The 13,099-nt window shown below is 63.4% G+C and carries 10 protein-coding genes; 7 read left to right on the forward strand and 3 right to left on the reverse strand.

What is annotated here, in order from left to right; translation table 11 throughout:
* Nucleotides 1-2: 2 nt before the first annotated feature.
* The 4 genes from polA (at nucleotide 3) to ACEN9T_RS13745 (ending at nucleotide 6,299) form a co-directional block, all read left to right on the forward strand.
* Nucleotides 3-2,816, forward strand: a complete 2,814-nt coding sequence (gene polA / locus ACEN9T_RS13730) for a DNA polymerase I (RefSeq protein ID WP_413707990.1) — start codon at nucleotides 3-5, stop codon at nucleotides 2,814-2,816.
* 206 nt (nucleotides 2,817-3,022) lie between these two features.
* Nucleotides 3,023-4,357 (forward strand): NAD(P)/FAD-dependent oxidoreductase, encoded by a 1,335-nt coding sequence (locus ACEN9T_RS13735; protein ID WP_413707991.1) that lies wholly within the window; start codon nucleotides 3,023-3,025, stop codon nucleotides 4,355-4,357.
* Between the two features lie 108 nt (nucleotides 4,358-4,465).
* Nucleotides 4,466-5,344: a dienelactone hydrolase family protein gene (locus ACEN9T_RS13740; RefSeq protein ID WP_413707992.1), complete on the forward strand. Its 879-nt coding sequence runs from the start codon at nucleotides 4,466-4,468 to the stop codon at nucleotides 5,342-5,344.
* Nucleotides 5,345-5,492: 148 nt separating this feature from the next.
* Nucleotides 5,493-6,299, forward strand: coding sequence for a ZIP family metal transporter (locus ACEN9T_RS13745; RefSeq protein ID WP_092969248.1), 807 nt, complete (start codon nucleotides 5,493-5,495; stop codon nucleotides 6,297-6,299).
* 70 nt (nucleotides 6,300-6,369) lie between these two features.
* On the opposite strand, the gene ACEN9T_RS13750 is transcribed toward ACEN9T_RS13745, so the two are convergent.
* From ACEN9T_RS13750 to ACEN9T_RS13760, 3 genes are all read right to left on the reverse strand, one after another.
* The gene (locus ACEN9T_RS13750) at nucleotides 6,370-7,257 is read right to left on the reverse strand and encodes a sulfurtransferase (protein WP_092969251.1); all 888 of its coding nucleotides are present in this window, start codon (nucleotides 7,255-7,257) and stop codon (nucleotides 6,370-6,372) included.
* A 21-nt stretch (nucleotides 7,258-7,278) separates the two neighbouring features.
* The gene (locus tag ACEN9T_RS13755; protein WP_092969254.1) at nucleotides 7,279-8,268 is read right to left on the reverse strand and encodes a DMT family transporter; all 990 of its coding nucleotides are present in this window, start codon (nucleotides 8,266-8,268) and stop codon (nucleotides 7,279-7,281) included.
* Nucleotides 8,269-8,370: 102 nt separating this feature from the next.
* Entirely contained in the window at nucleotides 8,371-9,468 is a 1,098-nt protein-coding gene (locus tag ACEN9T_RS13760) for an aromatic ring-hydroxylating oxygenase subunit alpha (protein ID WP_092969257.1), read from the reverse strand.
* A gap of 413 nt (nucleotides 9,469-9,881) precedes the next feature.
* Between ACEN9T_RS13760 and ACEN9T_RS13765 the strand changes: the two genes are divergently transcribed.
* The 3 genes from ACEN9T_RS13765 to dxs are packed head-to-tail and all read left to right on the forward strand — an operon-like array spanning nucleotide 9,882 to nucleotide 13,032.
* On the forward strand, nucleotides 9,882-10,169 hold the full coding sequence (locus tag ACEN9T_RS13765; RefSeq protein WP_027680903.1) for an exodeoxyribonuclease VII small subunit: 288 nt from the start codon (nucleotides 9,882-9,884) through the stop codon (nucleotides 10,167-10,169).
* Complete coding sequence (locus ACEN9T_RS13770) at nucleotides 10,166-11,065, forward strand: polyprenyl synthetase family protein (RefSeq protein ID WP_413707993.1); 900 nt, start codon at nucleotides 10,166-10,168, stop codon at nucleotides 11,063-11,065. Before ACEN9T_RS13765 ends, ACEN9T_RS13770 begins: the two co-directional genes overlap by 4 nt.
* Before the next feature lie 56 nt (nucleotides 11,066-11,121).
* Nucleotides 11,122-13,032: a 1-deoxy-D-xylulose-5-phosphate synthase gene (gene dxs, locus ACEN9T_RS13775; protein ID WP_092969263.1), complete on the forward strand. Its 1,911-nt coding sequence runs from the start codon at nucleotides 11,122-11,124 to the stop codon at nucleotides 13,030-13,032.
* Nucleotides 13,033-13,099: the final 67 nt, after the last annotated feature.

Genomic DNA, 13,099 nt, shown 5'->3' on the forward strand with positions numbered 1-13,099 from the left:
GAATGTCGGAAAGTCAAGAAACGCTGTTGCTCGTCGATGGCTCGAGTTATCTGTACCGTGCCTATCACGCACTGCCCGACTTGCGAAACGGAGAAGGGTTTCCTACGGGGGCCATCTACGGCATCGTGAACATGCTGCGCAAACTGCGCAACGACTACCCGGCCAAGTATAGCGCTTGCATTTTCGACGCCAAAGGCAAGACCTTTCGCGACGACCTCTATCCGGCCTATAAGGAGCACCGCGCGCCCATGCCCGACGACCTGCGCGCGCAGATCGAACCGATCCACGAAGCCGTGCGGGCATTGGGCTGGCCCATTCTGGTGATCGAGGGTGTCGAGGCCGACGATGTGATCGGCACCCTGGCTGAACGGGCTGCTCGCGAAGGCGTTCGGACCATCGTCTCAACGGGTGATAAGGACCTCGCCCAACTGGTGAATGACCACGTCACGCTGGTCAACACCATGACCAATGAAACGCTTGATCCGGCAGGCGTGCAAGCCAAGTTTGGTGTGCCGCCCGAACGCATCGTCGACTATCTTTCGCTGATTGGCGACACCGTGGACAACGTGCCGGGGGTGCCGAAGGTCGGCCCGAAAACCGCGGTGAAATGGCTCACCGAATTCGGCTCGCTCGACAACGTCATCGCGCGTGCAGGCGAGATCAAAGGCGTGGTGGGCGACAACCTGCGCAACACGCTTGAGTGGCTACCCAAGGGCCGCGAACTGCTGACCGTGAAGCTCGACTGCGACCTCAGCAAAGAAGTGCCGACATTCGATGCGCTGATCGACGGCGGCGAAGACAAATCCAAGCTCGTCGATTTCTTCTCGCGCTACGGCTTCAAGACATGGCTGCGCGAGGCTTCCGGGGAAGCGTTGCCCGACACGCGCAGCGTGGGCGCCGCGCGCAAGGCCGCGACGCCAGTGAAGAATTACGCCGGCGAGGCTGCGCAACTGCAAGCCCAGGCCAACCTGTTCGACGTGGAAGCGCCGCCCGACGAGATCAAGTATGAGACGGTGACGACCGAAGCGCAGCTCGAATCATGGATGCAGCGCCTGGATGAAGTGGACCTCGTCTGCATCGATACCGAGACGACGTCCATCGACCCGATGCTTGCGCAATTGGTTGGCATTTCGCTGTCGGTCAAGCCGGGCGAGGCTTGCTACATTCCGGTGGCGCATCGGGGCCCCGATGTGGCCGGGTTTGATGCAGCGGCGCAGCTCTCAAGGGACACCGTGCTCGCGCGCATGAAGTTGTGGCTTGAAGATGAATCGCGCAAGAAGGTCGGCCAGCATCTGAAGTACGACGCGCATGTGTTTGCCAACCACGGCATCGCGCTGCGCGGCATCGAGCACGACACGATGCTCGAATCGTACGTGCTCGAATCCCACCGCAATCACGGCATGGACGCACTGGCTGAGCGCGTGCTGCACTTGAAGACGATCACCTACGAAGCCGTGTGCGGCAAGGGTGCGTCGCAGATCGGCTTTGACGAGGTGCCGCTCGATCGCGCGACCGAATACGCGGCGGAGGACGCCGATATCACGCTGCGTCTGCATCGCACGCTGTTCCCGAAGGTGGCCGAAGATGACAAGCTGCGCTACGTCTACGAGCAGATCGAAATGCCGACGTCCATCGTGCTGCAGAAGATGGAACGCAACGGCGTGCTGATCGATGCGGACCGCCTAGCCAAGCAGAGCAACGAGCTGGGCCTGCGTCTGATCGATCTGGAAGCCGAGGCGCACAAGCTTGCGGGGCAGCCGTTCAATCTTGGCTCACCCAAGCAGATCGGTGACATCTTCTTCAACCAGATGAAGCTGCCGGTCATCAAGAAGACCGCGAGCGGCGCGCCGTCGACCGACGAAGAAGTGCTGCAGAAGCTGGCCGAAGACTACCCCCTGCCGAAGCTGCTGCTCGATTACCGGGGCCTGGCCAAGCTTAAGTCCACCTACACCGACAAGCTGTCGAAGATGGTCAACCCGCGCACTGGCCGGGTCCACACCACTTACGGTCAGGCGACGGCAGTGACGGGACGTCTGGCCTCGACCGATCCGAACCTGCAGAACATTCCGGTGCGCACGGAAGAAGGGCGGCGCATCCGCGAAGCGTTCATCGCGCCGGCGGGCAGCGTGATCGTGTCGGCCGACTATTCGCAGATCGAACTGCGCATCATGGCGCATCTGTCGCAGGACGAAGGGCTGATGCGTGCATTCCGTGAAGGCCAGGACGTGCACCGCGCAACAGCCGCCGAAGTGTTCAACGTGACGCCGCTGGAGGTCTCACCCGACCAGCGCCGCGTGGCGAAGGTCATCAACTTTGGTCTGATCTACGGCATGAGCGCGTTCGGGCTGGCCAGCAATCTGGGCATTGGGCGTGACGCCGCCAAGCTCTATATCGATCGCTACTTCGCACGCTACCCCGGCGCCGCGAGCTACATGGACGAAACCCGCCAGAGCGCGCGCGAGCAAGGCTATGTGGAGACCGTCTTTGGCCGTCGCCTGTGGCTGCCCGACATCAATGGCGGCAACGGCCCGCGCCGTCAGGCTGCCGAGCGCGCCGCCATTAACGCGCCGATGCAAGGCACGGCGGCTGACCTGATCAAGCTGTCGATGCTGGCTGTGCAAGGCTGGCTCGAAGCCGAAGCGATGCGCTCGCGCCTGGTCATGCAGGTACACGATGAACTGGTGCTGGAAGTTCCGCAGGACGAACTGGCCGTGGTGCGCGAGCGCCTGCCGGAGCTGATGTGCAGCGTCGCAACGCTGCGCGTGCCTCTGGTGGCCGAAGTTGGTGTAGGCGCCAACTGGGAAGAAGCCCACTAACGCAATCGCTTGCCGCAGAGCGCCACCCCGCAAAGCAAGGCGCGGCGCCCAGTTGCCTGCCGAGGCAGCCTGCGGACGGCCTTGGCATGCGGCTGTCATGATTCGCCATATCCATGCGTGCGGGGTTGCGGTGAATTTTGCGTTGCAGCAGACTGCACCTGACAGATCACGTGATCGAAAAGATTCAACGGCTCCAGGAGAGGCACATGGCAGGGCAGACGGATGGCGCAGGCGGGGCGAACGGGCCGCGCATTGTGGTGGTCGGCGGGGGCGCCGGCGGGTTGGAACTTGCAACGCGGCTGGGCGACAAGCTCGGCAAGCGCGGCGCAGCGCAGGTCATTCTGGTCGACCGTAACCCCACACACATCTGGAAACCGCTGCTGCATGAAGTCGCCGCCGGCAGCATGGATCCGAACACCCATCAGCTCGAATACGCTGCACAGGCGCGCTGGCACGGCTTCGAATTCCAGCAGGGCGAGCTGAAGGGCCTCGATCGCGTCGCCAAATCCATCGTTGTGTCCGGATGCGTTGACGCCGACGGCACCGAGGTGCTGCCCGAGCGCGCCATTGCGTACGACACGCTGGTGCTGTCAATTGGAAGCGTGACGCATTTCTTCGGCGTGCCGGGCACGGCCGAGCACGCCATCGCCCTCGACACTGCATGGCAGGCCGAGCGCTTCCGCCGCAAGCTCATCGCAGCGTGCATGCGCGCACAGAACGGTATGGGCGATGCGCGTCCGCAGGTGGATATCGCCATCGTTGGTGCGGGTGCCACGGGCGTGGAGCTCTCAGCAGAGTTGCGCAATACCGCCCACGTGTTGGCCGCTTATGGGCTGCACAAGTTGGACCCGCGCCACGACATCCGTATCCATTTGATCGAGGGCGGCCCGCGCATTTTGCCGGTGCTCAAGGAGCGCATTTCGGCTGCGACCACCGAGCTGCTGCACAAGCTCGACGTCGACGTCATCACCAGCGAACGTGTGACGGAAGTCACCGCCAGCGCCGTCAACACGGCCAGCGGCAAGTCCATTCCGGCGGATCTGACCGTGTGGGCTGCAGGCATCCGTGCACCGTCGGTGCTGGGCGAGTTGGGGCTGCCGGTGAACAAGCTGGGTCAGATTGTCGTCTCGCGCACGCTGCAGGTGGAAGGCGACGATTCGATCTACGCCTTTGGCGATTGCGCGAGCTGCCCCTGGCCGGAGGCGTCGTCCAGCGTGCCGCCGCGTGCCCAGGCCGCGCATCAGCAAGCCACGTATCTGTTCGATGCGTTGCGCAAGCGCATGGATGGCAAGCCGGTCCAGCCGTTTGCGTTCAAGGATCTCGGTTCGCTGGTGTCGCTCGGCCATTTCAGCGCGGTCGGCAGCCTGATGGGCGGGCTGATCGGCGGATCGATGTTCATCGAAGGCCTGATGGCACGGCTGATGTACACGTCGCTGTATCGCATGCACGTGCTGGCGTTGCACGGTTGGGTGCGCATGTCGGTGGATACGGTCATGCACTGGTTGCGCAGCAAGACGAATCCGCGAGTCAAGCTGCACTAGGCGGTTCCTCGTACTTGCGCCGGACGCCTGGCTCGGCAGCAATGCATCCGCTTCGGTAGACTAGCCGCTTCGTTCACCGTAACCGCCCGTGGGCGCGAGGAGAGTGCGATGCAGCTTGATGCAGAAGTGGAGAGCCTGGTACCCGGCCGCAGCTTTGACCGTCGCGGCTTCATGAAGACGGCACTGGGCTCGGCCTTTGCGGCGGCGGTGCTACCGGTGTCGGCGCAGACCATCCATACCGATTTCAATGGGCTGACGGCTGGCGAGGTAACGGTGCCCGTGGGCGATTTTAAGATGCCGGCCTATCGCGCCCAGCCGGAGGGCAAGACGAAGCTGCCGGTGGTGATCGTCGTCAGCGAGATCTTTGGCGTACACGAATACATTGCCGATATCTGCCGGCGCTTTGCCAAGCTCGGGTATCTGGCGATCGCGCCTGAGTTGTTTGTGCGCCAGGGCGATCCGCGTGCTTACGGCACGGTTCAGGAAACCGTCGCCAACGTGGTCTCCAAGGTGCCGGATTCCCAGGTGGCGGGCGATATCGACGCCACGATCGCGTGGGCCAAGGAGAACGGTGGAGATGCGGCGCGCATTGGCATCACCGGTTTCTGCTGGGGCGGGCGTCAGGTCTGGCTGGCTGCGGAGCGCAATCCCAGCATCAAGGCTGCAGTGGCGTGGTACGGGCCACTGAAAGGCAGTCCGAATCTCTTGCAACCGGTTTCGCCAATCGACAAGGTTGAAGAACTGAAGGCGCCCGTGCTGGGCCTCTACGGCGCGAAGGACACCGTGATTACGGAGGACGTGCGCGACACGATGAAAACCGCGTTGGAGAAATCCAAGAACCCCAAGGCGCACGCATCGCGCATCATCGTGTACCCGAATTCCGGCCACGCGTTTCACGCCGATTACCGCCCGAGCTATGTGAAGGCTGACGCGGAAGACGGCTGGAAGAAGTGCCTCGCCTGGTTGAAAGACCACGGCGTGGTGTAGCGCCTCAACGCGTGGAACACAAAAGGCCCCAGTCATGACCTCGGGCCTTTTCTTTTTGCCTGCACTGGCAAAGGTTGATAAAGCGGCATACAATTCGCCCTTCTTGCAACTCTGTTGCGTTTGTCGGCCTCCGCTGCGTCACCTCCGCATGACCTTCGATACCACCTTGTTAGGCATCCTTCTCGCCACCGCGCTGTCCGGCATCGGCAGCATGGCAGGCGCCGCCGTGCTGTCATTGACGGTGCTGTCGCGCATGGTCGATCGGATGGTCAGTTTCTCTGTGGGCGTGCTGCTGGCCACGTCACTGCTGCATTCATTGCCGGAGGCGTTCGAAGCGCATCGCGGCATCGAGCCCAATACGCATGCGCTGTTCGCCACGTTGCTGGCCGGGTTGCTGGGTTTCTTCCTGCTGGAAAAGATCTCGCTGATCCGCCATTCGCACCACCACGAGGGCGACGGTCATGGCCATCACCACGGCCATGACCGACAGGAAGCGGGCCGTAGCGGCCTGATGATCCTTGTGGGTGACGGCCTGCATAACTTCTCGGACGGCATCGTCATTGCCGCGGCGTTCCTGGCGGACACCAAGGTAGGCATCGTCACTGCGCTGGCGATTGCCGCTCACGAGATTCCGCAAGAGATTGGCGACTTTATGGTGCTGCTCAACGCCGGGTTCTCCAAGACCCGAGCCTTTGTCTACAACCTGCTCTGCAGTGTTTGTGCGCTGGTGGGCGCGGTGCTCGGCTATTACCTGCTGGACCGCCTGACGTCGTGGATTCCGTACGTGCTGGTGGTGGCGTCGAGCAGCTTCATCTACATCGCCGTGTGCGATCTGATGCCGCAGATGAAGCGCCGGCCGCGCTGGCAGGAATCGGCGGTGCAGGTCGCGTTGATTGCAGCGGGCATCGCGATGATCTTTTTGCTGACCGAAGGTTTGCACGGTCACGCCCACTGAGGCGCCGCATCCGCTTCAAGAAAAAAGCCCGGTCGATGCCGGGCTTTTTGCTGTGCGTCAGATTCGCGGATTACGGATTCGGCCCCGTCGCCACGGGGCGCGATGGGTCGCTGCACCACTCGCTCCATGAGCCGGCGTAGAGCGCGGCGCCCGTCAGGCCGGCGATCTCCATGGCCAATGCGTTGTGGCAGGCGGTTACGCCAGAGCCACATTGCAGCGTCGCGTCTTGCGGTCGGGCACCGGCCAGCACGCCATCAAACTCGGCGCGCAACTGTTTCGCAGGCTTGAAAGTGCCGTCAGCCTGCAGGTTGTCGCGGAAGAACCGGTTGCGCGCGCCTGGGATGTGGCCGCCAACGGGATCGAGCGTTTCGTTCTCGCCACGGTAGCGGTCGGGGGCGCGGGCATCGACGACGGGCTTGTCGGCGTGGCCCAGGTATTTCTGCACGATATCCGCAGTCACCATCTGCACAAGCGAAGGCTTGCGCGTGATGTTGCCGGGCGTGGCGTTGAGCTGCGGTTCTTCGGGCACGACCTGTTCGACGGGGAAGTGCGCGGCTTCCCACGCCTGCAGGCCGCCATCGAGCACGGCCGCATCGGCATGGCCGACCCAGCGCAGCAGCCACCACAGGCGCGCGGCATACATGCTGCCCTGCCGGTCATACGCGACGACTTGCGTGTCGTCGTTGACGCCCAGTGCCTGCAGGCGTGCGATCAAGGCCTCTGCATCGGGCAGCGGGTGGCGGCCGTTCGTGCCGGTTTTCGGGCCCGATAGCTCGTTGTCGAGATGCATGTAGAACGCGCCGGGCACATGGCTGGCGTGATACGCATCGCGCCCAGCGGCAGGGTTGGCAAGGTCAAAACTGCAGTCAATGACGACCACCGCATCGGGCGCGCTCTGCTGCAATGCGGCCAGTTGCGGTGCGGTGATGAGGGTGGCGTAGTGAGCGTGTTCGCTCATGGCGGCAATCTCCAGGGTCGATCAAACTTCTGGGTGAATCTCGGCTTCCGGGCCGGACACGGCTGTCTGCGGCGTCGGATGCTCGGTGCCCGACTGACGGGCGCGCATGACGGTAGTCACGATGCCGCTGCCGATAATGAGCGCCATGCCCGCCCACGACAGCGCGTTCAGGTGGTCATTCCACAGCAACATACCCCACCCGCTCGCAAAGACGATGCCGGTGTATTGCAGGTTAGCAGTCAGTAGCGTGTTACCCCGCTTGTAGGCGCGCGTCATGGCGGTCTGGCCCAGCGTGGCCAGAAGCCCGACCGCCAGCAACAGGCCAGCGCTGTGCCACGTATGCGGCTGCGCGCCGCCGATCAGCATCCAGACGCCGCCGGCAATTGCGCTCACCAAAGAAAAATAGAACACGATACGTGCCTCGTTCTCGCCCAGGTCGCCCAGTTGGCGGACCTCCACATAGGCGAGGGCGGTGAACACGCCGGAGACCAGCCCGACCATGCCTCCAGCCAGCTGAGATGGCCCGCTACCCACGCTGGGCTGCAGCAGGCACAGCACGCCGACAAACGACATCAGGATCGCCGCCACCATCTTCTTGTCGGCACCCGCTGCCTTGCCGGCCATTGCAGCACCCGCGCCGATGATCAGCGCAATCCACACCGGTGACATGTAGTTCAGCGTCATGGCGGTCGCCAGCGGCAGCAGGCTGATCGACGTGAACCACAGCAGGAGAGACGTCACCCCGAACACGCTGCGCTTGATGTGCGCCATGAGGTAGGGCGTGCGGATGCCCGCGCCGGTCTTGGCCAGGATGGCGCCCATCAGCGTCATGCCGATCACGCTGCGGTAGAACACGATCTCGCCGGTGCTGTAATGCGCCGAGGCCAGTTTTACGCAGACGCCCATCGCCGAGAAGGCAAAGGCAGCGAGGATCATCCACAGCGATTGGCGGGAAGAGCTGTCGGCCGTCTGGGCGGCAGTCTGAGCAGCGGTTGCAGTATCGGCAGGCATGGAGAGGGAGGGGCGAGGGCAAAAAAAACGGTGCGGCCTGTGAGGGCTGCACCGTTCCTATTGTGACGCGGAAGGCGGCGGATGCCTACCTTCAGTCGTCGCCTAGTAGTCCATCACGCGCCGATACCACTCGTGGAAATGCTGCATGCCGTCTTCCATGGGCGACTGGTACGGCCCGACTTCGCTCGTGCCGCGCTTGAGCAGGGCCAGGCGCCCGGCATCCATGCGCTCGGCAATCTCGTCGTCCTCGATGCACGTTTCCATGTAGGCAGCGCGCTCGGCTTCAACGAATTCGCGCTCAAATAGCACGATTTCTTCCGGATAGTAGAACTCGACCACGTTGCGCGTCTTGGTCGGGCTGAGCGGATGCAGTGTCGAGACTACCAGCACGTTCGGATACCACTCGACCATTACGTTCGGGTAGTACGTGAGCCACACTGCGCCGTACTTCGGCATCTCGCCGTTGTTGAAGCGGAGCACGGCGTCATGCCACTTCTGGTAAGCCGGCGTGCCGGGTTTGCGCAAATTGGCGTGAATGCCGACCGTCTGCACGCTGTGCCACTCACCAAACTCCCATTCCAGGTCGTCGCACGAGACGAATTGGCCCAGGCCTGGGTGGAAGGGCACGACGTGGTAGTCCTCGAGGTACACCTCGATGAACGTCTTCCAGTTGTAGTTGCAGTCGTGCACCTCGACGTGGTCGAGCATGTAGCCGGAGAAATCGAGATCGCGCGCCACGCCTAGGCGGGCGAGGTCTTCGCGCACGTCGCGCTTGCCCTCGAACAGCAGACCATTCCAGTTCTGCAGCGGCGAGCGCGACAGATGCACGCATGGCTGCTTTTCGAAGTGCGGTGCGCCCAGCAGGTCGCCCTGCAGGTCGTATGTCCAGCGATGCAGCGGGCAGACGATGTTCTGGGCATTGCCGCGCCCATTGAGCATGATTGCCTGCCGGTGTCGGCACACATTGGAGAGCAGTTCGACGCCGTTCGGATTGCGCACCAGCACGCGGCCTTCGGCCTCGGCAGCAAGCGTGTGATAGTCGCCAACTTCCGCGACCATCAGCTCATGGCCGACGTAACCGGGACCATGTTTGAACAGACGTTCGATTTCAGTTTGATACAGCGCCTCGTCGAAGTAAGCAGAGACGGGCAACTGGGTTTCAGACGGCACTAGATTCAGTGCGGCGCTGAGATTGGACATTATCCCCACTCCCAATAACGGTGAAAGCAGTGAACAACCCAACCATCGACAAGATCGATTTGGGAAAGGACGCCATCGGCAGGTGGCCTAGGGTCTGTTGAGGTAGGAAACGAGCGCTTGCTGGCCCCCGCTTGGGCCAACGACCATACGTTCAATGGGCCAACAGACCCAAACCATCGTGCGGAGCGGCGTAAGCCGGCCCGGCCTTTGGAGGAAAGGGGGGGATTGTACCCCAGGGGAATTGATAAGTCCCTGATTTTCGAACCCTTTCCGCCGCCTTCCATGGGGCCTCCGAGCGGATGATGCCCGGCCCGGCGGCCGCGCACCGCTACCCGACAGCTTGCGGGATGTGCGCAGAACGCACGCGGAATTGCCGTAAAATGCCAGATTGTCCTTTTCTGACCGCAACCGGCATGCCCCGTGCCTCAAACGACGCCTCCAGCAGCGCGTCCGCCACTCCCTCTGCCACGCCGGCTTCCTATGAAGCGGCCATGGCGGAACTCGAAACCCTCGTCGCCAGCATGGAATCAGGTGAATTGCCGCTGGAGGCCTCGCTTGCGGCGTATCGACGCGGGGCTGAGTTGGTCAAGTACTGCCAGCAAGTGCTGGAACGCGTCGAGCAGCAAGTGCGCGTGCTGGACGGCGATGCTCTGAAACCGCTGGGCGACGACTCCAACGCGAACGAGCAGGGCGACGCATGAGTGATTTCGCCCAGTGGATGGCGTCCGTCGTCACGCGGACGGAAAGCGCGCTCGAGCGCGCGCTGCCTGCCGATACCGTCTTGCCACAACGTCTGCATGCCGCGATGCGCTATGCCACGCTGGGTGCGGGCAAGCGTGTGCGCCCATTGCTGGCGCACGCCGCCGGTGCGCTGGGTGACGCCTCGGGTGAGGCGCTCGACGGCGTGAGCTGCGCGGTGGAGATGATCCACGCCTATTCACTGGTCCATGACGACATGCCGTGCATGGACGACGACGACTTGCGCCGCGGCCGCCCCACCGTGCATCGCGCCTATGATGAAGCGACGGCACTGCTGGTAGGTGACGCCTTGCAGACGCAGGCGTTCATCGTGCTGGCTGAGTTGGGCGCGGTAAGCCCCGCAACGCGGGCCGTCCTGGTCGGTGAATTGGCGCGTGCCTCCGGTTCGCTCGGGATGGCGGGTGGTCAAGCCATCGATCTGCAAAGCGTCGGCATTGCGCTGTCGCAGGACGAGCTGGAAGCGATGCACCGCATGAAGACCGGGGCCTTGCTGCGGGCGAGCCTGCGGATGGGCGCGCAGTGTGCTGGCGTGAATGCCGCTGCCTTGGAGCATGTTGACGCGTATGCGGGTGCTGTCGGCCTCGCGTTCCAGGTGGTCGACGACATCCTCGACGTGACGGCCGATACTGCAACGCTGGGCAAAACCGCCGGCAAGGACGAGGCCAACGACAAGCCGACTTACGTCTCCATCCTTGGGTTGGACAAGGCCCGGGCGCTGGCCGACGAGCTGCATGCTGCGGCGGGAGCGGCAGTCGCAGAACTGGCCCGCGAACTGGGCAAGGCCCGTACCGTGCGATTGGCCGAGATGGCCGACCTGATCGTGCGGCGTGGCCACTGAACAACATTGCATAGACGGTAGAAGTCTTTGCCAAAACGCCTGAGCGGCGGTCCCACATGACGTACGAACTTCTGAACACCATCGACGATCCGGCCGACCTGCGCCGACTGGACCGCCGCCAACTCGGGCCGCTGGCCAACGAGCTGCGCGCTTTTGTGCTCGATTCCGTCTCTCAGACGGGTGGCCACCTGTCGTCGAACCTGGGTACGGTCGAACTGACCATCGCGCTGCATTACGTCTTCAACACGCCGGAAGACCGCATCGTGTGGGACGTCGGCCACCAAAGCTATCCGCACAAGATCCTGACCGGGCGCCGCGACCAGATGGGTTCGCTGCGCCAGTTGGACGGGATCTCCGGCTTCCCGCGCCGCAGCGAGAGCCCGTATGACACCTTTGGCACCGCGCACTCGTCCACGTCGATTTCGGCTGCCCTGGGGATGGCCCTGGGCGCCAAGACCAACGGTGAAGACCGCGTCGCCATTGCCGTGATCGGCGACGGCGCGATGAGCGCCGGCATGGCCTTCGAGGCAATGAACAATGCGGGCGTCTATAAAGACCTGCCGCTGGTTGTCGTGCTGAACGACAACGACATGTCGATCTCGCCGCCGGTGGGGGCGCTGAACCGCTACCTTGCGCGGCTGATGAGCGGGCAGTTCTACGCAGCCACCAAGAAAGGCGTTGAGAAGCTGCTGTCGGTGGCGCCGCCGGTGCTCGAGTTTGCCAAGCGCTTCGAAGAACACACCAAAGGCATGTTCGTGCCGGCCACGATGTTCGAAGAGTTCGGCTTCAACTATATCGGCCCGATCGACGGACATGATCTCGAATCGCTCGTGCCGACGCTGCTGAACATCCGCCAGCGCGCGCGCGAAGGCGGTGGCCCGCAGTTCCTCCACGTCGTCACCAAGAAGGGCCAGGGTTACAAGCTGGCCGAGGCTGATCCGATCCTTTATCACGGCCCGGGCAAGTTCAATCCGCAAGAGGGCATCAAACCTTCTGGGCGCCCAGCAAAGGTCACGTACACGCAGGTGTTCGGCCAATGGCTGTGCGATATGGCGGCGGCCGACAAGCGGCTGGTGGGTATCACGCCCGCCATGCGCGAAGGCTCGGGGATGGTGGAGTTCGAACAGCGCTTTCCCGATCGTTATTACGACGTCGGCATCGCCGAGCAGCACGCCGTCACCTTTGCCGGCGGCTTGGCATGCGAGGGGCTGAAGCCGGTTGTCGCCATCTATTCGACGTTCCTGCAGCGCGGCTATGACCAGCTGATTCATGACGTGGCGCTGCAGAACCTGCCGGTGGTGTTCGCGCTGGACCGTGCGGGTCTGGTCGGTGCGGACGGCGCCACGCACGCCGGTGCCTACGACATTGCCTACCTGCGCTGCATCCCCAACATGATGGTGATGACGCCGGCCGACGAGAACGAATGCCGCCAGCTGCTGAGTACCGCGTTCGCGCAGGATTGCCCGACAGCGGTGCGCTATCCACGTGGAGCCGGCACGGGCGTCGCGGTGCAGCCGACGCTGGAGCCGCTGCCGGTGGGTAAGGCCGAAGTGCGTCGCGCGTCCACAGCGCCAGCAGGTCAGCGCGTCGCGATTCTGGCGTTTGGTTCGATGGTTGCCCCGGCTTCGGCAGCGGCTGAGCGTTTGGACGCGACCGTCGTCAACATGCGCTTCGTCAAGCCGCTCGACGTGGCCTGCGTGCTGGAAATGGCTCGCACGCACGATTACGTGGTCACGGTCGAGGAAGGCTGCGTGATGGGCGGTGCCGGCAGCGCTTGTTTGGAAGCTCTGGCTGCCGCTGGTGTCGCAACGCCGGTGCTGCAGCTCGGTCTGCCCGACCGCTTTGTCGATCACGGCGATCACGCTGCGCTGCTGGCGCAATGCGGGCTCGATGCCAACGGCATCCTCGCCTCCATCCGCGAGCGGTTTGCCGTACAGCCGCGCGCTGCAGCCCCGCGCGTCGCCTGAGTCACCTGTGGCTTCGGGCCATAGGCAGAATCAATCACCCGTATTGCATCCGCGGGTATGAGTAGTT

The sequence above is a fragment of the Ralstonia sp. Ralssp110 genome (assembly GCF_047325135.1).
Lineage (GTDB): Bacteria > Pseudomonadota > Gammaproteobacteria > Burkholderiales > Burkholderiaceae > Ralstonia > Ralstonia mojiangensis.